Annotated in this window: 20 protein-coding genes and 1 tRNA gene; 10 read left to right on the forward strand and 11 right to left on the reverse strand. The window is 63.1% G+C overall.

What is annotated here, in order from left to right:
* Nucleotides 1–6: 6 nt before the first annotated feature.
* Nucleotides 7–1,977, reverse strand: coding sequence for a PHA/PHB synthase family protein (locus ACK4FH_RS11850; protein WP_409813886.1), 1,971 nt, complete (start codon nucleotides 1,975–1,977; stop codon nucleotides 7–9).
* A 236-nt stretch (nucleotides 1,978–2,213) separates the two neighbouring features.
* Here ACK4FH_RS11850 and ACK4FH_RS11855 point away from each other — a divergent pair, with 236 nt between their 5' ends.
* The 8 genes from ACK4FH_RS11855 (at nucleotide 2,214) to ACK4FH_RS11890 (ending at nucleotide 9,695) form a co-directional block, all read left to right on the forward strand.
* Nucleotides 2,214–2,834: a hypothetical protein gene (locus ACK4FH_RS11855; protein WP_409813889.1), complete on the forward strand. Its 621-nt coding sequence runs from the start codon at nucleotides 2,214–2,216 to the stop codon at nucleotides 2,832–2,834.
* Between the two features lie 191 nt (nucleotides 2,835–3,025).
* Nucleotides 3,026–4,291 (forward strand): LL-diaminopimelate aminotransferase, encoded by a 1,266-nt coding sequence (locus ACK4FH_RS11860; protein ID WP_409813891.1) that lies wholly within the window; start codon nucleotides 3,026–3,028, stop codon nucleotides 4,289–4,291.
* Complete coding sequence (locus ACK4FH_RS11865) at nucleotides 4,288–5,595, forward strand: homoserine dehydrogenase (RefSeq protein WP_409813894.1); 1,308 nt, start codon at nucleotides 4,288–4,290, stop codon at nucleotides 5,593–5,595. The genes ACK4FH_RS11860 and ACK4FH_RS11865 overlap by 4 nt, the downstream gene beginning before the upstream one ends.
* A gap of 52 nt (nucleotides 5,596–5,647) precedes the next feature.
* Nucleotides 5,648–6,622 carry a class II fructose-bisphosphatase gene (glpX, locus tag ACK4FH_RS11870; RefSeq protein WP_409813896.1) on the forward strand — a complete coding sequence of 325 codons (975 nt, stop codon included), beginning with the start codon at nucleotides 5,648–5,650 and terminating at the stop codon, nucleotides 6,620–6,622.
* A gap of 30 nt (nucleotides 6,623–6,652) precedes the next feature.
* Nucleotides 6,653–8,476, forward strand: coding sequence for a single-stranded-DNA-specific exonuclease RecJ (gene recJ, locus ACK4FH_RS11875; protein WP_409813899.1), 1,824 nt, complete (start codon nucleotides 6,653–6,655; stop codon nucleotides 8,474–8,476).
* Nucleotides 8,477–8,589: 113 nt separating this feature from the next.
* Nucleotides 8,590–8,664: transfer RNA gene (locus ACK4FH_RS11880), tRNA-Glu, on the forward strand.
* Between the two features lie 195 nt (nucleotides 8,665–8,859).
* Nucleotides 8,860–9,045 carry a hypothetical protein gene (locus tag ACK4FH_RS11885; protein ID WP_409813900.1) on the forward strand — a complete coding sequence of 62 codons (186 nt, stop codon included), beginning with the start codon at nucleotides 8,860–8,862 and terminating at the stop codon, nucleotides 9,043–9,045.
* Between the two features lie 377 nt (nucleotides 9,046–9,422).
* Nucleotides 9,423–9,695, forward strand: a complete 273-nt coding sequence (locus ACK4FH_RS11890) for a hypothetical protein (protein ID WP_409813902.1) — start codon at nucleotides 9,423–9,425, stop codon at nucleotides 9,693–9,695.
* Between the two features lie 74 nt (nucleotides 9,696–9,769).
* Here ACK4FH_RS11890 and ACK4FH_RS11895 read toward each other — a convergent pair whose 3' ends face one another.
* Nucleotides 9,770–10,150 (reverse strand): hypothetical protein, encoded by a 381-nt coding sequence (locus ACK4FH_RS11895; RefSeq protein ID WP_409813904.1) that lies wholly within the window; start codon nucleotides 10,148–10,150, stop codon nucleotides 9,770–9,772.
* A gap of 22 nt (nucleotides 10,151–10,172) precedes the next feature.
* On the reverse strand, nucleotides 10,173–10,592 hold the full coding sequence (locus ACK4FH_RS11900; RefSeq protein ID WP_409813906.1) for a VOC family protein: 420 nt from the start codon (nucleotides 10,590–10,592) through the stop codon (nucleotides 10,173–10,175).
* Nucleotides 10,593–10,668: 76 nt separating this feature from the next.
* Here ACK4FH_RS11900 and ACK4FH_RS11905 point away from each other — a divergent pair, with 76 nt between their 5' ends.
* The gene (locus tag ACK4FH_RS11905; RefSeq protein ID WP_409813908.1) at nucleotides 10,669–11,409 is read left to right on the forward strand and encodes an SIR2 family NAD-dependent protein deacylase; all 741 of its coding nucleotides are present in this window, start codon (nucleotides 10,669–10,671) and stop codon (nucleotides 11,407–11,409) included.
* Here the strand turns inward: ACK4FH_RS11905 and ACK4FH_RS11910 are convergent.
* Nucleotides 11,406–12,140 (reverse strand): SDR family oxidoreductase, encoded by a 735-nt coding sequence (locus tag ACK4FH_RS11910; protein WP_409813909.1) that lies wholly within the window; start codon nucleotides 12,138–12,140, stop codon nucleotides 11,406–11,408. The genes ACK4FH_RS11905 and ACK4FH_RS11910 overlap by 4 nt on opposite strands.
* Before the next feature lie 92 nt (nucleotides 12,141–12,232).
* Between ACK4FH_RS11910 and ACK4FH_RS11915 the strand changes: the two genes are divergently transcribed.
* The gene (locus tag ACK4FH_RS11915) at nucleotides 12,233–13,840 is read left to right on the forward strand and encodes an alpha-amylase family glycosyl hydrolase (protein WP_409813912.1); all 1,608 of its coding nucleotides are present in this window, start codon (nucleotides 12,233–12,235) and stop codon (nucleotides 13,838–13,840) included.
* A 526-nt stretch (nucleotides 13,841–14,366) separates the two neighbouring features.
* On the opposite strand, the gene ACK4FH_RS11920 is transcribed toward ACK4FH_RS11915, so the two are convergent.
* Genes ACK4FH_RS11920 through ACK4FH_RS11950 form a run of 7 tightly spaced genes read right to left on the reverse strand, consistent with a single transcriptional unit; the run spans nucleotide 14,367 to nucleotide 22,295 of the window.
* Complete coding sequence (locus ACK4FH_RS11920; RefSeq protein WP_409813915.1) at nucleotides 14,367–15,974, reverse strand: NTP transferase domain-containing protein; 1,608 nt, start codon at nucleotides 15,972–15,974, stop codon at nucleotides 14,367–14,369.
* Nucleotides 15,971–16,651: an XdhC family protein gene (locus ACK4FH_RS11925; protein ID WP_409813917.1), complete on the reverse strand. Its 681-nt coding sequence runs from the start codon at nucleotides 16,649–16,651 to the stop codon at nucleotides 15,971–15,973. The genes ACK4FH_RS11920 and ACK4FH_RS11925 overlap by 4 nt, the downstream gene beginning before the upstream one ends.
* Nucleotide 16,652: 1 nt before the next feature.
* Entirely contained in the window at nucleotides 16,653–16,976 is a 324-nt protein-coding gene (locus ACK4FH_RS11930; RefSeq protein ID WP_409813919.1) for an XdhC family protein, read from the reverse strand.
* Nucleotides 16,973–18,154 (reverse strand): vWA domain-containing protein, encoded by a 1,182-nt coding sequence (locus ACK4FH_RS11935; protein ID WP_409813921.1) that lies wholly within the window; start codon nucleotides 18,152–18,154, stop codon nucleotides 16,973–16,975. Before ACK4FH_RS11935 ends, ACK4FH_RS11930 begins: the two co-directional genes overlap by 4 nt.
* A gap of 9 nt (nucleotides 18,155–18,163) precedes the next feature.
* On the reverse strand, nucleotides 18,164–19,075 hold the full coding sequence (locus tag ACK4FH_RS11940; protein ID WP_409813923.1) for an AAA family ATPase: 912 nt from the start codon (nucleotides 19,073–19,075) through the stop codon (nucleotides 18,164–18,166).
* Between the two features lie 36 nt (nucleotides 19,076–19,111).
* A complete protein-coding gene (locus ACK4FH_RS11945) occupies nucleotides 19,112–19,909 on the reverse strand; it encodes an FAD binding domain-containing protein (protein WP_409813925.1) in 798 nt (265 codons plus the stop codon).
* Between the two features lie 10 nt (nucleotides 19,910–19,919).
* Nucleotides 19,920–22,295, reverse strand: coding sequence for a xanthine dehydrogenase family protein molybdopterin-binding subunit (locus ACK4FH_RS11950; RefSeq protein WP_409813928.1), 2,376 nt, complete (start codon nucleotides 22,293–22,295; stop codon nucleotides 19,920–19,922).
* Between the last annotated feature and the right edge of the window lie 33 nt (nucleotides 22,296–22,328).

The following is a 22,328-nucleotide window of genomic DNA, read 5'->3' on the forward strand; positions in this document are numbered from 1 at the left end:
GGCAGATTAGTCTTCCGACTTCACCAGCACATATGACCCCGGCGCATCCTCCAGCACCTTGAGCTTGCCGTCGCCCGGTGTCCGCGCCGCGACCATCGGGCCCGACTTCGCCGAAAGCCATTGCTCCCAGTCGGGCCACCAGGAGCCCTTGTTGTCCTTGGCGCCTTCGAACCATTTGTCGGGCGTGGGCGGCAGGTCGTCATTCGTCCAGTGATTATATTTGCCGCTGGAGGGCGGGTTGATGACGCCGGCGATGTGGCCCGATCCGGCGCAGATGAAGCGCACGGGGCCGCCGAAGAGGCGCGTCGCCTTGTAGACCGACGGGTAGGGCGAGATGTGGTCCTCGCGGCTCGACTGCAGATAGACCGGCACCTTCACCTTGCCTAGGTCGAGCGTCTCGCCGCCCAGTTCCATGCGGCCTTCGGCGAGCTTGTTCTCGAGATAGCATTCGCGCAGATAGAAGACATGCATGGCCGATGGCAGCCGCGTGGCGTCCGAGTTCCAGAACAGGATGTCGAAGGGCATGGGCTCACGGCCGAGCAGGTAGTTGTTGACGACATAGTTCCATATGAGGTCGTTCGAGCGCAGCATGTTGAAGGTGGTCGCCATGGTCGAGCCGCTGAGATAGCCGCCTTTCTCGTGCATCTGCCTTTCGATATCGGAAATCTGCTCCTCGTCGATGAAGACCTTGAGTTCGCCCGCTTCCGTGAAGTCCACCTGCGTCACAAGGAAGGTCGCCGACTTGATGCGCTCGTCCTTGCGCTGCGCCATATGGGCGAGTGAGCAGGCAAGCAGCGTGCCGCCGATGCAATAGCCAATGGCATTCACTTCCTTTTCGCCGGTCGCCTGTTCGACGGCGTCGAGCGCGGCATAGACGCCCTCGAACATGTAGGCATCGAAGGTCTTGAGTGCGAGCCGCGCATCCGGGTTCACCCAGCTTGCGACGAAGACCGTGTAGCCCTGATCGAGGCACCATTTGATGAGCGATTTCTCGGGGCCGAGATCGAGGATGTAATATTTGTTGATCCAGGGCGGGAAGATGACGAGGGGCCGCTTGTAGACCTTCTCGGTGGTGGGCTCATACTGGATGAGCTGCATCAGGTCGTTCTGATAGATGACCTTGCCGGGGGTCGTCGCGATGTTCTCACCCAGGCGGAAGGCGCTCATGTCCGTCTGCTGGATCTGGATATGGCCGCCGCCGCGCTCGATGTCTTCCAGCAGGTGTTCCATGCCGGAGACGAGGTTCTCGCCATTGGAGGCAAGCGTGGTGCGCAGGATTTCCGGGTTGGTGAAAAGGAAGTTCGAGGGCGACATGGCGTTCGCCATCTGGCGGACATAGAAGTCCGCCTTTTCGCGTGTATGCGGATCGACGCCCTCGGCGAGTTTCACGCGGTCCGTCATCCATTTGCTGGTGAGCAGGTAGGATTGCTTCATCAGGTCGAAAACGAGATTTTCCTGCCAGTCGGGATCGCGGAAGCGCTTGTCCGAACGGCTAGGCTCGGCGACGGGCGGCACATCCTCGCCGAACAGGCGGCGGGTCATGTTGCTCATCAGGTTGAGGTAGCCCTCGAAGAGAGCGGCCTGGGCCTCGACGATCTTTGCCGGATTGCGCATGTAGCTCGCGGCGATATCCATCAGCGTCTTGCCGACGCGCTGGAGGTCGTGGAGCGTGTGGTTCATGTCGGAGGCCGCATCCTCGTTCTTCATCAGGAGGCGGGCGGCCTTCTGGCCAAGATTGGCGGCATGCAGCAGGTTGATCGCGAGGCGGCCGAGATCGGGCATCACGAATTCGCGCGGCGCTTCGTCGGCGGCTTCCTTCGTCGGCGCGGCGGCGGCGGGCCTTGCGGCATCTGGCTGTGCCTTGGCTGCGGCGGCAGCCGGTTTTGCCTTGGCTGATTGCTTGCGTTTGCGTGGCGCTGTTTTTTTGGCCTCTTTCGCGGGGGCGTCTGCTGCTTCGGAGGTTTCTTTCAGGCTCATCGGGCGCTTCCCTGGGCATTTCTGTTGGTCGCATGCAGGCCCATTCCGGGCGCGGCTTGCGGTCCGCCGGGGCCGATTTACCGGAACTCGATGCAAATGAAGTCCGGCCGCGGCGACAAACGGTTTCGCATTCGAAGCCTATACTATACGCTTGCACATGTCCGCCCGATGACGGCATGAAGAGGCGGCTGGGTGGCGGAAAATCGCCAAAAATGCAAGCAGGACAGGAGTTCGAGATGTCGAATCTGGCAGGTGCCGTGGCCGCGATCCGCAAAGCAAAGCCGGTTGCCGCAGCGGCGCTTCTCTCGGCCGGGCTGCTGGCCGGCTGCTCGTCGGTTTCCGACGGGAACAAGCCGGATGCGATGTATGGCGGCGCGCCTTCGCAGGCGAGTGCCGATGCCGTGTTTCCCGATTTGCGCAGCGTACCGCAGGAGCGGCCTGCGGCTTCGACGTCGGCAGAGCGCGAGGCGATCGCTTCTGGTCTTGCAGAGGACCGCGCCAATGCGGCGGAAGCCGACCGGATGCTGCGCGCGCCCGGCTCAAGCTCCGTGCTGGTAACGCCGCCGCCGCTGCCGGCGCTGAGCGACCTGCCGGAGCTCGAGCAGCAGTCGCGTTATGAAGCCGCGCCGGTCATTCCCGCGCCGGAGAGCCGGGGCGGGCACCGCGATTTTACGAAGGTATTGCCGGAGCGGCTGATGCAGACCGCAGCGGCCAATACCGCCCCCGCCGAGACGGTGACCGAGGACGGGGCGGCGGCTTCCCAGCGGAGCGCCGAGCCCGCCGTGGACACCGGCCCGGAAATCACCCCGGCGCCGACCAAGAAAGTCGATGTGAAGCCTGCCATCGGCCAGCCCTGACCGCCCGGGGCCCTGCGATTGTCGGGGCCCGGCTTTCCGCCACAAATCTGCCTCACAGCGCGGGCAAATCGGGGCCTCCGGGCCCGTTTTCGCATGGCCCGTCCCGGTCTTTGGCGCTATAAGACGCGCAGAACCGGCGGGGGCCCGAAGGCGGGCGATCCTCGCGCGATTCAGCCTTTCAGGATCTCGTCATGAGCGAAGAGTTTCATCGCATAAAGCGTCTGCCTCCCTACGTTTTCGAGAGCGTCAACAAGCTCAAGGCGAAGTCGCGAGCTGAAGGCAAGGACATCATCGATTTCGGCATGGGCAATCCCGACATGCCGACGCCGCCGCATATCGTGGAAAAGCTGATCGAGGCCGTTCGCGACCCGAAGACGCACCGCTATTCCTCCTCGCGCGGCATTCCGGGGCTCAGGCGCGCGCAGGCCGCCTATTACGAGCGGCGTTTCGGGGTGAAGCTCAACCCGGAAACGGAAGTCATCGCCACGCTCGGCTCCAAGGAGGGCCTTGCCAATCTTGCCCAGGCCATCACCGCGCCTGGCGACGTCATCCTCTGCCCGAACCCGAGCTATCCGATCCATGCCTTCGGCTTCATCATTTCCGGCGCCGTCATCCGCTCCGTGCCGTTCGAGAGCGAGACGGGCTTTTTCGACATGCTGGAACGCGGTGTGCGCCACAGCGTGCCGAAGCCGACGGCGCTTATCGTCTCCTATCCGTCGAACCCGACGGCGCAGGTGGCCGATCTCGATTTCTACCGCGAGGTGATCGCCTTTGCGGCGAAGCACGATCTTTTCGTGATTTCCGATCTCGCCTATTCCGAAATCTATTTCGACGGCAATCCGCCGCCCTCGATCCTGCAGGTGCCGGGCGCAAAGGAACGCACCGTCGAGTTCACTTCGCTCTCCAAGACCTTTTCCATGCCCGGCTGGCGCATGGGCTTTGCAGTTGGCAATGAGCGGCTCGTTAATGCGCTTGGCCGCGTGAAGTCCTATCTCGATTACGGCGCCTTCACGCCGATCCAGGTGGCGGCGACGGCGGCGCTCAACGGCCCGCAGGATTGCGTCGCGGAAATCCGGGCGACCTACAAGCATCGCCGCGATGTGCTGGTGGACAGCATGGCGCGGGCGGGCTGGGACATTCCCTCGCCGCCGGCCAGCATGTTCGCCTGGTCGCCGATCCCGCAGAAGTTCCGGCATCTCGGCTCCATGGGCTTTGCAACGCTGCTGCTCGAACAGGCGGATGTCGCCGTCGCGCCGGGCATCGGCTTCGGCGAATATGGCGACGGCCATGTGCGCATCGGCCTCGTGGAAAACGAGCAGCGCATCCGTCAGGCCGCGCGCAACGTGAAGCGCATGATGCAGAACGCCGATCAGATCATCGCTGAATATGAAGAGCGCGTCGGCATTACCGCGAGCATCGTGCCGCATCCGAATTCAACGAGGGCGGGCCGCACGTGACGCAAGCGCTTCGCATCGGTATAGCCGGTCTCGGCACGGTCGGGGCGGGCGTGGTCAAGATTTTGGCTGCGCGCGGGAGCTTTCTCTCGGCCGCCTCCGGACGGGAGATCAAGCTCGTCGCCGTGACCGCGCGTGATCGCACGAAGGACCGTGGCATTGATCTGACTGGCGTTCGCTGGGAAGACGATCCGATGGCGCTTGCATCTGCGGCCGATATCGACCTCGTGATCGAACTCATCGGCGGGTCGGAAGGCGTTGCGCGTTCGCTCGTCGAAGCGGCGCTCAAGGCGGGCAAGCATGTCGCCACGGCCAACAAGGCGCTTATCGCGCATCATGGCACGGCGCTGGCGCGGCTTGCCGAGGCAAGCAATGTTGCGCTCAACTATGAAGCCGCGGTCGCCGGCGGCATCCCTGTCGTCAAGGCGATGCGCGAGGCACTGGCCGGTAATGAGATCCGCAGCGTGCATGGTATTCTGAATGGCACCTGCAACTACATCCTGACCGAGATGGAGACGACGGGACGCGACTTCGCCGATGTGCTGAAGGACGCGCAGGCGCTAGGCTATGCCGAGGCCGATCCGACATTCGACGTCGGCGGAATCGACGCTGCGCACAAGCTTGCCATTCTCGCGAGCCTCGCCTTCGGCACGGAAATCGACTTTGCCAATGTGCATGTCGAAGGCATTGAAAAAATCAGCGCGACAGACATTGCTTTTGCCGCCGAGTTCGGTTTCAAGGTCAAGCTGCTTGCCATAGCCGAGAAGGGCGACGGCGGCATCGTGCAGTGCGTCCATCCGGCTCTTGTACCTTTGGGGACGCCGCTTGCCGCCGTGTCGGGCGTCTACAATGCTGTAGCCATCGATGGCGACAGGGTCGGGCACCTGGTACTTGAGGGCCGTGGTGCGGGCGAGGGGCCGACGGCCTCCGCGGTGATTTCCGATTTGGTGGATATTGCGCGGGGCACCATCGTGCCGCCGTTCATCGTACCTGCGGCGCAATTGAAGCCGCCCGCCAAACCCTTGATGGATACGCACAAGAGCGCCTTCTATCTGAGGCTTCGTGCCATGGACCGTGCGGGCAGTATGGCGGCAATCACGCGCGCGCTGGCGGAGGCCTCGATCTCGATCGAGCGCATCGTGCAGCGTGGCGGCAAGGGCGATGACAGCGGCCGCCTGCCGGTCGTATTCATCACGCATGAGACGGACGAAGCCACGATGGCACGCGCCCGGGCCTTGCTTGCACAACATGAAGATGTGGCGGGAACGCCACTTGTTGTCAGAATCGAAGACAGCGAACTGCGCTGACTTTGCTAGATTTGAATGCCCGGCAAGCCGGGTGAACAGGAAGAGGACCGATATGACAGACAAGCCGATCAACCTGAACCGTATGCTGGCGCTTGAAATGGGGCGCGTAACGGAACGGGCGGCGGTCTGCTCCGCGCTTTGGGTTGGGCGGGGCGACGAGAAGTCAGCAGACCAGGCGGCGGTCGATGCAATGCGCAAGGAACTCAATGTTCTCGACATCGACGGAACGGTCGTGATCGGCGAGGGCGAACGTGACGAGGCGCCGATGCTTTTCATCGGTGAGAATGTCGGTACCGGCAAGGGCCCGAAGGTCGACATCGCACTCGATCCGTTGGAAGGCACGACGCTGACCGCGAAGGCAATGCCGAATGCAATGACTGTACTTGCGGCGGCGGCGGGTGGCACATTGCTCCATGCGCCCGACTGCTACATGGACAAGATCGCGGTAGGCGGCGGCTTGCCCAAGGGTGTCGTTGATCTCGATGCGACGCCGGCGGAAAACATCAAATCGCTTGCCACGGCGAAGGGAGTACAGCCTGCTGATATCACGGTCTGCATTCTCGACCGGCCGCGCCATGCCGATCTCATCCGCGCGGTGCGCGAAACTGGCGCGCGGGTAACGCTTATCATCGACGGCGATATTGCAAGTGTGATCGCGACGACTGACCCCGCGACTGGCATTGACCTCTATATGGGAGTAGGCGGCGCGCCGGAGGGTGTGCTTGCAGCTGCGGCGCTGCGCTGCATCGGAGGCCAGATGCAGGGCCGTCTCGTCACAGCGAGCGAGGAACAGATGGCTCGAGCGGCGAAGATGGGCGTCAAGGACTTTAATAGGAAGTTCGAGATGCAGGAAATGGCATCTGGCGATGTAATCTTTGCGGCCACTGGCGTGACAGATGGCTGGCTGCTAGATGGTATCCGTTACGAGCGCGGCGGCGTGACGACGGATACGCTCGTGATGCGTTCGGCGACTGGCACCGTGCGGCGGTTGAAGTCGTTTCACTCATCTGTCAGCAAGTTCAAATAAGGCGGATTGCAGCTTCCCCGCAGGGGCTCCATGGATTCGGAACTGACCTCACCGGACAAGCATTTCCTCGGCGTCGAACGGTCGGCGACGGGGCGCGGGTGGGTGAGCCGGCTTGCCGATGAGCGCATGGCGCTCGCCATTGCGCAGCGCGAGGGATTGCCGGAAATCGTGGCACGGGTGTTGGCGGGGCGCGGCGTTCCGCCGGAAGACTGCACCGCCTATCTTGCGCCGTCACTGAAAACGCTGCTGCCCGATCCGAGCGTCGTCACCGACATGGACAAGGCGGCGGCGCGCATTGCCGGCGGCATCATCGCCGGCGAGAGGATCGCCGTCTTCGGCGACTACGATGTCGATGGCGCAACGTCGAGCGCGCTGCTGCACCGCTTCTTCAAGGCAGTGGGGCGCGAGCTTCGTCTCTATATTCCGGACCGCATCCGCGAAGGCTATGGCCCCAATGCGCCTGCGCTGAAGCGGCTGAAGGATGAGGGCATCGATCTCGTCATCACCGTCGATTGCGGCACGATGGCGCACAAGGCGCTCGGGATTGCAGCCGATTACGGGCTGCCTTCGGTCGTGATCGACCATCACCAGGCGGAGCCCGCGCTGCCGCCGGCCTTTGCGCTCGTCAATCCGAACCGGCTCGACGACGAGAGCGGACTTGGACAATTGGCTGCCGTGGGCGTCACCTTCCTGTTTCTGGTGGCGCTGAACCGGGAACTGCGCGCGCGCGGATTCTACTATGGCGATGTGACGGAGCCCGACCTCATTCAATGGCTCGATATCGTTGCGCTCGGGACGGTTTGCGATGTGGTGCCGCTGACCGGGCTCAACAGAGCCTTTGTCGCGCAAGGGCTTCGCGTGATGGCGCGGCGGCACAACACCGGGCTTGCGGCGCTTGCCGATGTGGCGCGGATGAACGGTGCACCCGCGCCTTACCATTGCGGCTTTCTGCTCGGGCCCCGCGTCAATGCGGGCGGGCGCGTGGGTCGGGCCGATCTTGGCGTGCGCCTGCTTACCACGGAGAATGCGCAAGAGGCGCAGGCGCTCGCCGAAGAACTCAATGTGATGAATCTCGAGCGGCAGGCAATCGAGGCGAAAGTGCTGGAAGAGGCGCTGGCGCAGGTCGATGAGCGTCTCGCCGCGTCGCGGGTCAACACGCCGCCGCCGGTAATCGTGGCTGCGGCGAAGGGCTGGCATCCCGGCGTTATCGGCATTGTGGCGAGCCGCCTGAAGGACAAGTACGAACGACCAAGCCTCGTCATCGCCATCGACGAGAAAGGCGAGGGCAAAGGCTCCGGGCGCTCGCTCACCGGCGTCGATCTCGGACGGGCGGTGACAGCGGCGCTGGAAGCAGGCCTCCTCGTCAATGGCGGCGGCCATGCGATGGCGGCGGGCCTTACGCTTCGCGAAGACAAGATCGAGGCGCTGGAGGCCTTTCTCGCAAAGCGGCTGGCGGCCGATGTCGCGCTCGCTTCCGAAGCGCGGGCGTTGAAGCTCGACGGCGCCATTGCCGCGCGCGGGGCGACGCGGGACCTCTATGAGCTGTTGCAGCAGGCAGGGCCCTATGGCGCGGGGAATCCGGAGCCGCGATTCGCCGTGCCGTCGGTGCGTGTGGTGCGGGCCGATCTTGTGGGGCAGGCGCATGTCCGCGTGATCCTGGCGGGCGAGGATGGTGGGCGGCTCAAGGGCATTGCCTTCCGGGCCGCAGAGACGCCGCTCGGGGCGCTGCTGCGCGATCCGGGGGCTGGACTTCTGCATGTCGCAGGGCGGCTTTCCGCCGATGACTGGCAGGGAAAGCGCGATGTCCAGATCACCATCGAGGATGCAGTGCCGACGAGAGACGCGCGGCCCTGAAAATCGGCGGTTTTGGCTGACATTTCGAGCAATCCGGGGTTGCCATGAGGCGCGTGTCACCTTATAAGGCGCGCTCGTGAGCGGTTTTCCGCAGGGCCTTCGGGTCCGCATGCGCGCCCTTCGTCTATCGGTTAGGACGCCAGATTTTCATTCTGGAAAGAGGGGTTCGACTCCCCTAGGGCGTGCCAATTTTCCGCGATGTTCGATGGTCGCAACACTGCAGATATGTATTTCTGCGGCAGTGCGATTGCGTAAGATCTGGCAGGCGCGGACAAGCTCCGTCGCTGGTTGGGCCTGAAAGCGCCGCTCGCGCCACCCTCATTCTGCCATGCCGCAAGAGACTGGTTCATCGTCCGCATGGCCGTCTGATAGCTGGAAAGTTGGTGCGGCAGTTCTGCGGCATCGACGTGATGAAACTTGCTGAGCAGAAAATGGACAGCGCCGGTGTGTTCAGGCGATCCGGGCAGGAATTCATCTGCAGGAAGTGTGGCGAGAAGCGCGTCGATCATTTTCAGATCGCCGTCGTCAAAATAGGCGGAAGCCATGACTTCCTCCTTTCAGGGGGGTGACGTGGCCGAAGCTTTCAAAGCCGCCGGGATTTGGGTACGAAGCCACATGTTCATGATGCGCCTATTGTATTCAATAAGCAAATCTGCGTAATTACATAAACTGGTGAGTTCTATTCATTGAAATACAGGTTTTATTTGCTTCGCTAGGTAAATTTACTTGTATCCGTCGGGCTTTCTTCCCATATTTCTTGAATGACCCAAAATACCCATGAGCCGAAAGATATGAGGCATGTCCGGCCTGGTGCCGGAAGTGCAGTCCTGCCGTTCTCCGGCACGATCCATGACATCATGCCTTGGGCCGGTCCGGCCATCGTCATCCCGCTGGCTCTTGCGGTTGCCGTGGCTGTGCAAATCCTGATCAATGCGGGAGGATCGCTATGACCCGGACGCGCGAGATCGAGGTTACATTTCTTCATCCTTTCAGGCTTTCAAACTTTCCGAATGAAGCGCCGGCGGGCGTCTACCGGGTTGAGATCGATGAAGAGGAAATCGGTGGCATGAGCCATGTCGGCACGCAGCGAACAGCGACATTGATTCACCTGCCGGCGCTTGGCGTCAAAAGCCCGGTGCACACCGTATATTCCGTCAGCAGGGAAGAACTGGAGTTGGCGCAGAAAATGGATATGGAAGCCGGCGCCGCGAGAGGCTGACTGACGGCGAGGAGCGGCCAAGCCGCTATGACGCCGCGTTCCTTTGGAACGCGCGCCAAATTTTCTGAATCAAATCAATAAAAGCCGAGATTCTGCTGGCTGCCGGGCAACACATAGGTGTTGCCGTTTGCGTCCAGGCATTCGGTATAGCGCCAATGGGCCATGCGGCCGGTGGCGTCGGGTCCGTTCGCCATGCGGCTGCGGCAGCCGCCCGCCGGGTCTTTCGACGGGTCGCGGTTCGGCGACAGGCCGCTCCGTTCCGGGAAAATGCGCTGATAGGTGGAATCGCCGCCGGTATGGGGCTGATAGGGCTCGCGCCATTCTGGGTCCGGCGTGAGCATGGGGCCCATGCCTCGCGAGCCCGGATGCATGCCCTGAAAATCGCTGGCAGCGGCGGGTAGTGCCGCTGCGGCAGCGATCAGGAAAACGGCCAGTGCTGTTCCCATCCGCTTCATGGGCTCATCCTAACAGGAAATCCTACCAATGTCCGGTATTCGGCATGGAGGCCCAGGGCTCCTTCGCGGGAAGGGGCGTGCCTGCCTGCAGCAGCTCGATCGAGACATTGTCGGGCGAGCGGACGAAGGCCATGCGCCCGTCGCGGGGCGGGCGATTGATCGTGACACCAGCCTTCATCAGCCGGTCGCAGGTCTCGTAGATGTCATCGACCTGATAGGCGAGATGGCCGAAATTGCGGCCTTCACCCAGTTCTTCCGGGTCCCAGTTCCAGGTGAGTTCGACCTGGGCTTCCTTCTGGCCGGGGGCTGCGAGGAAGACGAGGCTGAAACGGCCAGCCTCGATGTCGAATCGGCCAAGATTTTCGAGGCCGAGCTTGTTGCAATAGAAGTCTAGGGAAGCGTCGAGATCGCTGACGCGCACCATTGTATGCAGATACTTCATCGGTAATCCTTGATGTGCCGGAGCTTTGGCACATGATTCAACAGGTTGGCGGCAAGGTCAAAGAAACGGGACGAAAATGTCGAACGAACTGAAACGGGCCATCGAGGAAGCGCATCGCGTGGTGATCTTCACCGGGGCGGGGGTGAGCACGGAAAGTGGCATTCCCGATTTCCGCAGCCCCGGCGGGCTCTGGACCAAGATGGCGCCCATCGACTTTCAGGACTTCGTGAATTCCGCCGAAATCCGTGCCGAAGCCTGGCGGCGGAAGTTCGAGATCGACAGGACGATCAAGCAGGCCGAGCCCAACAAGGGACATATGGCGATTGCGAAGCTGGTGGACATGGGCAAGGCCAGTCATGTCATCACGCAGAATATCGACAATCTGCATCAGGCATCCGGTATTCCGCCCGAAAAGATCATCGAGCTGCATGGCAACGGCACCTATGCCAAATGCCTCGATTGCGGCGAGCGGCACGAGCTTCATTGGGTGCGGGAGATGTTCGACGTATCCGGCGCGGCGCCAGACTGCCTTGGCTGCGGCGGCATCGTGAAATCGGCCACCATCTCGTTCGGACAGGCGATGCCGGAAGAAGAGATGAACCGCGCGCATGAGGCAACGCTTGGCTGCGATCTCTTCATCGCCATAGGTTCGTCGCTGCAGGTCTATCCGGCGGCGGGCTTTCCCATTCTGGCGAAGCGCAACGGAGCGATGCTCGCCATCCTCAATCGGGAACCGACGGAGCTCGACCCGATCGCCGACCTTGTGATCCATGATGAGATCGGGCCGGCGCTCGCGCCCATCGTGATGCTGAACTAGCGCGCGGTGGCCCAGCCGCCGGCGACCGGGATCAATTGCCCGGTGATGAAATCGGAGTGTGGCCCGGCGAGGAAGGCGACGATGGCGGCCGCTTCCTCCGGCCTGCCGAGGCGGCCAAGCGGAATATTGCCGAGTATCTTTTCGCGCGCTTTCGGATTTTCCAAGAGTGAGGCCGGAAAATAGTCCGGGCTTTCGATGAAGTTGAAAGCGAGCGCATTCACCTGAATGTTGAAAGGGGCGAGCTCCTTCGCAAGCGTCAGTGCGAGCGAATTGGCGGCGCCGCGGGCGGCGGCATAGAGGCTGTAATTCGGAATGCCGTTCAAGGGTGCGGCGGATGAGAGAAAGAGGATCTTTCCCGCCTTCTGCTTTTTCATGAGCGGCGCGGTGGCGCGCGTCATGGCGAAGGACTTGAAGACAAGCGCCTCGAAGGTTTCGTGCATGTCCTTGTCGGTCGCCTCGTCCACGGGGCCGCGCACGGCAGGCCAGGCATCATTGTTGATGAGAACGTCGAGGCGGCCCTCGGCCTCCATGACGTCCGCGACGGCCTTTTCGGGGGTGCGGGCGGCAAGCGCCTTCACGCCGGGCAGTTTCGCCTCAAAGGCGGCGCTGGCGGCGGCGTCGCCGAAGCTCGCATCCATGCCATAGACGTTGGCGCCTTCGGCCAGCAGTGCGCGGGCGGACGGGCCGCCGACGAAATGGGCGATGTCAGTGATCAGAATGCTGCGCGGCATGGGCCCCCAGAAAACGATATTGTCAGTTCTTGTCTGGCCGTGAGAGTGTGGGGACAAGGGCTGAAGGTCAAGGCGGCAGAAGAGGAAGCATCGTGGCGGCTGGGAAGACGGAATGGTGGAAGGGCGCGGTCATCTATCAGATTTACCCGCGCAGTTTCCGCGACACGAATGGCGACGGCGTGGGCGACCTGAAAGGCATCGAGGAGAAGCTCGATTATGTGGCGGCGCTCGGCGCGGAGGCGATCTGGCTCTCGCCCTTCTATCCCTCGCCCAATCGCGACTTCGGCTATGACGTGTCGGACTATTGCAATGTCGCGCCGGAGATGGGGACGCTTGCAGATTTCGACCGGCTGGTGAAGGAAGCGCATGGGCGCGGCATCAAGGTGATCGTGGACCAGGTGCTGGCGCATACATCGGAGCGGCACCCGTGGTTTCAGGAGAGCCAGCTATCGCCGAGCAATCCGAAAGCGGACTGGTATGTCTGGGCCGATGCGAAGGAAGACGGCACGGTGCCGAACAACTGGCTGTCGGCATTCGGCGGGCAGGCCTGGGCGTGGAACCCCGTCCGGCGGCAGTACTACCACCACAAGTTTCTGAAGAGCCAGCCGAAGCTCAACTTCCACAATGAGGAAGTGGTGGATGCCTGCATGAATGTGCTGCGCTTCTGGCTCGACCGGGGCGTGGACGGCTTCCGCCTCGACGTGGCGAATGCCTATCTGCACGATGCGAAGCTGACCGACAATCCGCCGCTGCCGATGGAGAAGCGCGAATTCATGGACTGGGCGCATGCGCCGCGCTTGCAGCAGCACATCCATGATTCAAACATGCCCGAGAACGAGTGGGCGATGAAGCGCGTGCGCAAGGTGCTGGACGAATATGACGACCGGCTTGCCTTCGGCGAGTTTTCCGAGCGGCCGGAAATGTTCGGGCTCTATGCGGGCGGGCCGGAGCGGCTTCACACCGGCTACACGTTCGACTTCATTGAGGACTGGAGCTTCGAGCCGTCGGTCTTCCGTGCTTATTACGAGAAGCGTCTCGCGCCGCTGAAAGACCTCTTTCCCTGCGTGACCTTCTCGAACCATGACGTGCCGCGCCCCGTGACGCGCTGGGGCGGGGGCCAAGGCGACGACACGCTCGCGAAACTGGCGCTCACGCTGCTGCTGACGCTCAAGGGCAATGTGCTGATGTATCAGGGCGAGGAACTGGGCCTGCCGGAAGTGGATCTCGACTGGGATGATATTCGCGATCCCGTGGGCGACCTCTACTACCCTTGGATGAAGGGGCGCGATGGCTGCCGCACGCCCATGCCCTGGGAGGCGAAAGCGCCGGGTGCGGGCTTCACCTCGGGCAAGCCCTGGCTGCCGATCCCGGACTATCACAAGGTCCGCGCGGTAGATGTTCAGGCAGCGGATGAAAGTTCCGTCCTCGCGCATGCGCGGGAAGCGGTCGCCTTCCGCAAGGCACATCCGGCGCTGCGGCTCGGCGAGATTTCGTTTCTCGATGCGGACGGGAAGCTTCTCGTCTTCACGCGGGAGGGCGAGGGCGAGAATCTCATCTGCGTCTTCAATCTCGGTGCGGAAGCGGCGTCATATGCGCTGCCGAAGGGCACGGGCGAGCCGGTGTTCGAACTCGGCAAAGTGAAGCGGGAGGAGAACAGTCTGTCTCTTGCGGCCCGCAGTGGGGTAATCTTGCAAACGTGAATTGATAAGGCCCCACCTTGTCTACTTGGACATATGAAAGAAAATTTCGTTGGAAAAAGTAAATCCATTGGTCATCGAAGTGAGGGCGGCGAGGTCCATCTATACCCATTTTGACGATCGGGGAAAAATCACCGATATCGATATGCCTTCAGGGACTTCATCATAGATGTATCTGTGACCTCATCGCACATCGAAACAACAGTGGATGCGTTCCGTCTTCTCTATCAAGCAATCTCAAGCTTGCATGACCTGACAACGCGAGGTGAATTCTCGATTGATACTTGTGAAGGGGTGGTTTTTCGCAGGAACAAGAAAGGTGATGACTCGATTGAGTATTCGATAGTGGCGGAGTGGGGGGTGCATCGTGTTTCCACGATGTCACGCGCACAGGCGCTATTGGGGATTAGCCTTCTCATATCGGAGACATGCAGATCTATCGAGGCATCTGGTGAGGATGTCTACGGGTGTCTTGAGAAATTTCCACCTGGGTTTTTTAGAGGTACCGAGAACGCCGTTTTCGATGGCCTTAAAGTCGCGCTTCAAGTTCGGCCCGTGTGTCGATGTCGTTGAGCGCCGCGTCGTCCGGCATCGGCACTTCGCAGACGGCGTCTTCGTTTTCGCCGATCAGGTGTTTGGCGCCGGTATCGCCTTTCACGTCCATCATGGCGGCGAACCAGTCGCGGCCCCAGAGGACGGGGTTGCCGCGCTTGCCGGCGACGGTCGGCACGCAGATGGTGCGGCCTTCTTCCGGGTCGAAGGCGGCGATCAGCCGGTCGAGATGGGCGCTCCGGATATCCGGCATGTCGCCGAGGCAGACAAGCGCGCCATCGGCATCGTCCGGCAGGGCGCTGAGGCCAGCGCGTAGCGAGGTCGAGAGGCCATCGGCATAATTGGGGTTATGGATGAAGGTGACGGTGCGGCCTGAAAGCGCGGCGCGGACTTCCGTTTCTGCATTGCCTGTGACGACGATGACGGGGCTGGCGCTGCTCTCAAGCGCGGCGTCCACGATATGCGCGACCATCGGCTTGCCGCCGACCTCCATAAGCAATTTGTTAGGGCCCTGCATACGGCTCGATTTGCCCGCGGCGAGGATGAGCGCGGCGATGCGGGGCGATGAGGCCGCCGTGCTGCCGCCTTCGCGGGGCTGCGGTCTGGTCGGGATTTCCTTCAGGAGCCCGCCAAGACCCATGCCCATGATGTCCTTCGGCGTGACGTCCATGCCGGCGGCGAGGCGGGCGAGCACCCAGTCGAAGCCGTTGAGCTTTGGCGAGCGGGCGCAGCCGGGCAGGCCGATGACAGGCGTCTCACCATGCCGCGCCAGCAGCAGCAGATTGCCTGGATCGACCGGCATGCCGAAATGGACGATATCGCCGCCTGCCCGCACGATGCCGGAGGGCACGACGTCGCGCCGGTCGACGGTCGCCGAGGCGCCGAAGACGAGGATGGGCGAGAGACCGTCCTCAAGCAGCGCGCCGATAGCATCGGCGACGGCGTTTGGCGAATGGGGCGTGCGGATCTCGCAGGCGATCGTGCCGCCCATCGCCTGAAGCCGGGCTTCGAGGACGGCGCGGCTCTTGTCGACCACGCTTTCCTTGGTGCCGGGGAGGAGCGTCGCGACGAGGCCTGCGCGGCGCGGCTCGAAGCGGTGAACCGCCATCGGCGCCGGGCCGAGGCGGGCGATCTCCAGCGCCTTGTCGAGTTCGCCGCGGGGGACGGCGAAGGGGATCACCTTCACGGTGGCGAGCATCTGGCGGGGCGCGACCGTCTCGAAGGGGGCGAGCGTGGCAACGGTGAGCGCCTCGCCGATCGCATTGATGGCGTCTATGCGGGCGGCGTCGATTTCGAGGACGCCAGCCTCTTCGGCATGAAGATTGGCGCGACCGGTGAAGGCGGCGGCTGCCTTGATGGCCTTGCCGGCCAGCGCGCTGGCGAGCGCGGCGGCGGCTTCGTCTTCCGGGACATCGTCAGGGCCGAGCCGGGCGGCGGTGACGTGGGCGACGCCCGCTCCCTTCAGCGCCGCTATGTCGGCGCGGGCGAGGACGCGGCCCTTCTTGAAGGTTTCGGCGCCCGCCTTTTGCGAATGGGCGAGGATCGCGCCCTCGGCCTCGTCCAGTGTCATTTCGCCGAAGATCATGTTCGGAGCGTCTCCGTAATCTCGGCCATGATGGAGATGGCAATTTCGGCCGGGCTTTTCGCGCCGATGCCGAGGCCGACCGGCCCGTGAATGCGGGCGATATCGCTTTCGGCGAAGCCCGCTTCCGCCAGCCGGGCCACGCGGGCGGCATGGGTCTTCTTGGAGCCAAGTGCGCCGATATAGAAGGCGGGGCTCGCAAGCGCCGCCTTCAGGGCCGGGTCGTCGAGCTTCGGGTCATGCGTGAGGGTGACGATGGCGGTGCGGGTGTCGGGCGCGAGGGCGGTCATGGCCTCGTCCGGCCAGTCCGTCATGAGCGTCATGCCGGGGAAGCGCTCGGCAGAGGCGAAGGAGGTGCGCGGGTCCACCAGCGTCACGTCATAGCCTGTCAGCGCCGCGATCTCTGCCAGCGGCTGGGCGATGTGGACCGCGCCGACCAGGATCAGCCGGAGCGGCGGGTTGAACGGATTGAGGAACCATTCGGTGCCGTCAGGGGCGGTAACCACGGCTCCCTTGTCGCTCGAAAGCACCTCATGTATCGCATTAATTAACCAGCTTTCTTGCGATTTATCAGATGGATATACGAGTTTCTGGATTCCGTCCGTTAATCTTGTTGCGAGCACCAAGGCGCGCTTTTCGGCGCGGGCGCGGACGAGTTCGTTGAGGAGCCCGGCGTCCATTTCAGGCTTTCACCGGCTCGACCATGACGCGGATGCGGCCGCCGCAGGCGAGGCCGACTTCCCAGGCCATCGCGTCCGAGACGCCATATTCGAGGAGTTCCGTCCTGCCGGTTTCGAGGGTTTCGAGGGCGCGGGTGACGACATCGCCCTCGATGCAGCCGCCGGAGACGGAGCCGACGAATGTGGCGTCGTCGCGGATGGCGAGCTGGCTGCCGACCGGGCGCGGGGCCGAGCCCCAGGTCTCAATGACGGTGGCGAGCGCAACCCGGCGGCCGTGGCCGAGCCAGTGGGCGGCTTCCTCCAGCACATCGTCGTGGCTCGTCATGCAGCCCTCCGTTCCGGTTTCCGCTCGATATGGGCATAGGAGAGCGCCTCGACCAGTGCGGCCAGCGAGGCGATGTTATGGACCGGGCGGAACTCGTCCACATGCGGCAGCAGGGCCTTCACGCCGAGCGCCTTCGGCTCGAAGCGTGCATAGCGGAGCAGCGGGTTCAGCCAGATGAGGCGCCGGGCGCTGCGATGGAGCCGGGCGATCTCGGGGGCGACGCCTTCGCCGGCATCGCGGTCGAGCCCGTCTGTCACCAGAAGCACGGTCGCTCCCTGGCCGAGTACGCGGCGGGCCCAGTCTACATTGAAGCGGTGCAGCGTTTCACCGATGCGGGTGCCGCCGTCCCAGTCCTCGACGCGGGCGGCGACGCGGGCGAGTGCCTCGTCCACATCGCGGTGCTTCAGCTCACGGGTGACATGGGTGAGGCGGGTACCGAAGAGGAAGACATGCACGCGGCTGCGGTCATTGGCCAGAGCGTGGAGGAAATGCAGGAAGATGCGGGCATAGGCTGACATGGAGCCCGAAATGTCGCAAAGCACGACGAGCGGCGGCGGGCGGCGGCGCGGCGCGCGTCGCTTCAGCGGGATAACGCCGCCGGAACGGAGCGTGGCGCGCAGCGTTGCCCGCATGTCGATCTGCGGTCCGTTTGCCAAGGGCCGTGTGCGGCGGGTGAGGATTTCGTCGCGGTGGATGCGTAGGCGGGCGATGGCCGCTTTCGCCTCGGCGAGCTCTGCGAGCGACATTTTCTCGAAGTCCTTTTCGCGGAGTACTTCCTCGCCGGAGAAGGTCTCGCTGCGGTCGATCTCTATTTCGGATTCTTCCAGCTCGCGGGGGGCGGTTTCGCCGAAGAGGGCTTCTGCGAGGCGGCGGCTTTTCTCATCATCGCTGGTGCCAGGCGGGGTTTCGATTTCCGGCAGCATCAGCGACATCATCTTGTCGAGGAGCTTTGGATTGCGCCAGAAGACGTGAAACGCCTGATCGAAGATTTCGTGTTCCTCGTGGCGCTTGATGAGCGTGGCGCGGAGCGTCCAGTAGAAATCCTCGCGAGTGCCAATGCCTGCCGTCTCGACGGCCTCGACCGCATCAAGTACCTGGCGCGGGCCGACGCGCAGCCCGGCGCGGCGCAGGATGCGCGCGAAATGGACGATGTTTTCGGCGAGGCGGCCCGTCGCCACGGCGCGCCCTTACTCCGCCGCCCGGGCGGCGAGGCGGATTTCCTCGAGAATGCGCGCGGCTTCGCTGCCCGCGACGCGGGCAATGTCGTCCTGATATTTGAGGAGTGCGCCCAGTGTGTCGTTCACGACCTCTCTGTCGAGCGAGACGGCATCGAGCGCGGTCAAGGCGTCTGTCCAGTCGATCGTTTCGGCGATGCCGGGATTTTTATAGAGATCGAGGCTGCGCAGTTTCTGTACGAAGGCGACGATTTCGCGCGAGAGATTTTCAGAGGCGTGCGGCGCCTTCAGTTTCAGGATCGCGAGTTCGCGGGCTGCGTCCGGGTAATCGACCCAATGATAGAGGCAACGCCGCTTCAGCGCGTCGTGGATTTCACGGGTACGGTTGGACGTCACGATGACGATGGGCGGGTGTTCGGCCTTGATCGTGCCGATTTCGGGGACGCTGACCTGAAAATCCGAAAGCACTTCGAGAAGATACGCCTCGAAAGGTTCGTCCGTCCGGTCGAGTTCGTCGATCAGCAGCACGGGCGGGCCTTCGACGGCGGGCGCGAGCGCCTGCAGGATGGGGCGGCGGATGAGGAAGCGTTCGGAGAAGACATCCTTGCCGAGTTCGGCACGGTCCTCGACGCCTTCGGCTTCGGCGAGCCGGATCTCGATCATCTGCGCCTGATAGTTCCATTCATAGACGGCGGCGCCCGTATCGAGGCCTTCATAGCACTGGAGGCGAATGAGGCGGCGGCCAAGCGCGTCAGCCAGCACCTTGGCGATCTCGGTCTTGCCGACGCCCGCCTCGCCTTCGAGCAGCAGGGGGCGGCCCATCTTCAGGGCGAGGAAGATGACGGTCGCAAGCGAGCGATCGGCGACATAGTTGCCGCGCGCGAGGAGGTCGACGGTTTCGTCGATATTGGAAGGCAGGTTCATTTGCTCAATCTAGGCCGGGCGGCCTCACTCGCCAAGTCAGCCGGCCGCCGCGACAGCGCGTTTCGCCATGACGGTGACGAGGTGGGCGCGGTATTCGGCGGTGCCGTGGAGGTCCGAGTTCATGCCTTTTGCTGGGAGCTTGATGTTTGCGACCGCATCGGGCGACCAGTTCTTGGCCAGCGCCTCCTCCATCTCGGCGACCCGGAAGACGCCGTTCTGTCCTGCGCCGGTGACGGCGACGCGGACGCCCCAAGGGCCTTTCGAGATGAAGACGCCGACCATCGCATAGCGGGACGCCGGGTTCGGAAACTTCATATAGGCCGCTTTTTCGGGATGGGGGAAGGTCACTTCCCTGATGATCTCGCCATCCTGAAGCGCCGTTTCGAACATGCCCTTGAAGAATTCATCCGCCACGATGAGACGCTTCGTGGTGTGGATCTTGGCGTCAAGCGCGAGGCAGGCGGCGGGGTAGTCCGCGGCCGGGTCGTTGTTGGCAATCGAGCCACCGAGCGTACCCATATGGCGGACGGCGGGATCGCCGATGCCGTCTGCGAGTGCCGCCAATGCCGGATTGTGCTTCTTCACATCGGCGGACTGGGCGACCGTTGCGTGGCGCGTCGCGGCACCGATCATTACGGCATCGCCCTCGGCGCGAATGAAATCGAGTTCCCCGATGCCGCCAATGTCGATCAAGTCGCTTGGCATGGCGAGGCGCTGCTTTAGCGTGGGGATCAGCGTCTGGCCGCCTGCGAGGATTTTCGGATCGTCCGCCTTTGCGAGCAGGGCTTCCGCATCCGCCAGCGTTTTGGGGCGCTCATAATTGAACTGGTACATTCTCGGCTCCTTATTCGGCGGCGGCGCGCGGGACGGCGGATTGAATGGCCTGCCAGACACGCGCGGGCGTTGCGGGCATTTCGATGTTGCGGATGCCGAGCGCATCCGTCACGGCATTTATGACAGCGGGCGGCGCGGCAATGGCGCCTGCCTCGCCGCAGCCTTTCATGCCAAGCGGGTTCGACGGGCAGACGGTTTTCGTGAATCCGAGGGTGAAGCTCGGCAGGTCGTCTGCGCGGGGCATGCAGTAATCCATATAGGAGCCGGTGACGAGCTGGCCGGAAGGATCGTAGACGCCATGTTCCAGCAGCGCCTGACCGATGCCCTGTGCGATGCCACCATGCACCTGACCTTCGACGATCATCGGATTGATGATGGTGCCGAAATCGTCGACCGCGACGAATTTCACGATTTCGACAATGCCGGTATCGGGGTCGATCTCGACTTCGCAGACATGGGCACCGGCTGGGAAGGTGAAGTTGGTGGGGTCGTAGAAAGCGCCTTCCTTGAGGCCGGGTTCGATCTCGCCGGAGGGAAAGCCATGCGCGGTATATGCGGCAAGCGAGACTTCGGCCCAGGCGAGCGACTTGTCGGTGCCCTGCACGGTGAAGGCGCCATTCTCGAAGACGATGTCCTCGACAGCGGCTTCCATCAGATGGGCAGCGATCTTTTTCGCCTTGGCCTCGATCTTGTCAAGTGCCTTGACGATGGCGCTCATGCCGACGGCGCCGGAGCGCGAGCCATAGGTGCCCATGCCGAACTGCACCTTGTCCGTGTCGCCATGAACGATCTCGACATTCGAGAGCGGAATGCCAAGGCGCGAGGCGACAAGCTGGGCGAAGGTCGTCTCATGGCCCTGACCGTGGCTGTGCGAGCCGGTGAGGACTTCGACATTGCCTGTCGGGTTCACGCGGACTTCCGCGCTTTCCCAGAGGCCGACGCCTGCGCCAAGCGAACCGACCGCGGCGGAAGGCGCTATGCCGCAGGCTTCGATATAGGAGGAAATGCCGATGCCGCGCAGCTTGCCGCGCCTTGCAGAGTCCGCCTTCCGCGCCGGAAAGCCATTGTAGTCGGCCGCTGCAAGGGCAGCCTCGAGCGAGGCCTGATAATCGCCCGTGTCGTAATTCATGATGACGGGCGTCTGGTGAGGGAAGCTGCGGACGAAATTGCGGCGGCGGATTTCAGCCGGGTCGATACCGGTTTCGCGGGCGGCCGTCTCGACGATGCGTTCGACGAGGAAGGTCGCTTCCGGGCGGCCTGCACCGCGATAGGCGTCCACGGGGGCGGTATGCGTATAGACGCCATCGACTTCGACATAGATCGCTGGAATGTAGTATTGGCCAGAAAGCAGTGTGCCATAGAGATAGGTCGGCACAGCGGCGGAGAAGGTCGAGAGATAGGCGCCGAGATTGGCGATTGTCTTCACGCGGAGACCGAGGAATTTTCCGTCTGCGTCGAGCGCGAGTTCGGCATGGCTCAGATGATCGCGGCCATGCGCATCGGAGAGGAAAGCTTCGGAGCGGTCCGCTGTCCATTTGATAGGGCGGCCGACCTTCGCCGCCGCCCAGACGCAGGCGGTTTCTTCTGCATAGATGAAAATCTTGGAGCCGAAGCCGCCGCCGACATCGGGTGCGATGACGCGCAGCTTGTGCTCCGGCGCGACGCCAACGAAAGCGGAAAGAACGAGGCGGGCGACATGCGGGTTCTGGCTTGTCGTATGGAGCGTGTAGATGCCGCTTCCTTTGTCGTATTCGCCGATGGCAGCGCGAGGCTCCATTGCGTTGGGGATCAGGCGATTGTTGGTGAGGTCGAGCTTGACCACGCGCACGGCCCCGGCGAAGGCGGCCTCTGTTTCTACCTTGTTGCCGAGTTCCCACTCGAAGCAGATGTTGCGCGGCGCTTCGGCATGGACTTGCGCTGCATGCTTGTCCTGGCAGGCGGCGAGCGAAACGGTGGCGGGCAGCGCCTCGTAATCGACGTCGATAAGTTCGGATGCGGCGCGGGCTTCGGCCAGCGTTTCGGCGACGACCATTGCGACGTGATCGCCGACATAGCGCACCGTATCGAGCGCGAGGATCGGATGCGCGCCGACTTTCATCGGCGTGCCGTCTTTCGAGGTGACGGTCCAGCCACAGATGAGACCGCCGAGCCCGTCATCGGCGACGTGGCGTCCGGTGAAGATGGCGAGCACGCCCGGCGCCTTCTCAGCTTCGGATGTGTCTATAGAGCGGATACGCGCATGGGCGTGGGGCGAGCGCAGGAAGCAGGCATATGTCTGGCGCGGGCGGGAAATATCGTCCGTGTAGTGGCCGTTGCCCGTGATGAAACGGAAGTCCTCCTTGCGCCGGACCGGCTTGCCGATGCCTTCATTCGCTGCGTCGGACATGGAATGGCCTCCTCCCTGCCAGTTTCCGTCTTG

The sequence above is a fragment of the Parvibaculum sp. genome (assembly GCF_046297875.1).
GTDB lineage: Bacteria > Pseudomonadota > Alphaproteobacteria > Parvibaculales > Parvibaculaceae > Parvibaculum.

What these genes read in the sequence shown, in the direction of transcription:
- ACK4FH_RS11850 (WP_409813886.1), bottom strand. Translation starts at nt 1,977, where the DNA reads ATGAGCCTGAAAGAAACCTCCGAAGCAGCAGACGCCCCCGCGAAAGAG.
- ACK4FH_RS11855 (WP_409813889.1), top strand. Translation starts at nt 2,214, where the DNA reads ATGTCGAATCTGGCAGGTGCCGTGGCCGCGATCCGCAAAGCAAAGCCG.
- ACK4FH_RS11860 (WP_409813891.1), top strand. Translation starts at nt 3,026, where the DNA reads ATGAGCGAAGAGTTTCATCGCATAAAGCGTCTGCCTCCCTACGTTTTC.
- glpX (WP_409813896.1), top strand. Translation starts at nt 5,648, where the DNA reads ATGACAGACAAGCCGATCAACCTGAACCGTATGCTGGCGCTTGAAATG.
- recJ (WP_409813899.1), top strand. Translation starts at nt 6,653, where the DNA reads ATGGATTCGGAACTGACCTCACCGGACAAGCATTTCCTCGGCGTCGAA.
- ACK4FH_RS11890 (WP_409813902.1), top strand. Translation starts at nt 9,423, where the DNA reads ATGACCCGGACGCGCGAGATCGAGGTTACATTTCTTCATCCTTTCAGG.
- ACK4FH_RS11895 (WP_409813904.1), bottom strand. Translation starts at nt 10,150, where the DNA reads ATGAAGCGGATGGGAACAGCACTGGCCGTTTTCCTGATCGCTGCCGCA.
- ACK4FH_RS11900 (WP_409813906.1), bottom strand. Translation starts at nt 10,592, where the DNA reads ATGAAGTATCTGCATACAATGGTGCGCGTCAGCGATCTCGACGCTTCC.
- ACK4FH_RS11905 (WP_409813908.1), top strand. Translation starts at nt 10,669, where the DNA reads ATGTCGAACGAACTGAAACGGGCCATCGAGGAAGCGCATCGCGTGGTG.
- ACK4FH_RS11910 (WP_409813909.1), bottom strand. Translation starts at nt 12,140, where the DNA reads ATGCCGCGCAGCATTCTGATCACTGACATCGCCCATTTCGTCGGCGGC.
- ACK4FH_RS11920 (WP_409813915.1), bottom strand. Translation starts at nt 15,974, where the DNA reads ATGATCTTCGGCGAAATGACACTGGACGAGGCCGAGGGCGCGATCCTC.
- ACK4FH_RS11925 (WP_409813917.1), bottom strand. Translation starts at nt 16,651, where the DNA reads ATGGACGCCGGGCTCCTCAACGAACTCGTCCGCGCCCGCGCCGAAAAG.
- ACK4FH_RS11930 (WP_409813919.1), bottom strand. Translation starts at nt 16,976, where the DNA reads ATGACGAGCCACGACGATGTGCTGGAGGAAGCCGCCCACTGGCTCGGC.
- ACK4FH_RS11940 (WP_409813923.1), bottom strand. Translation starts at nt 19,075, where the DNA reads ATGAACCTGCCTTCCAATATCGACGAAACCGTCGACCTCCTCGCGCGC.
- ACK4FH_RS11945 (WP_409813925.1), bottom strand. Translation starts at nt 19,909, where the DNA reads ATGTACCAGTTCAATTATGAGCGCCCCAAAACGCTGGCGGATGCGGAA.
- ACK4FH_RS11950 (WP_409813928.1), bottom strand. Translation starts at nt 22,295, where the DNA reads ATGTCCGACGCAGCGAATGAAGGCATCGGCAAGCCGGTCCGGCGCAAG.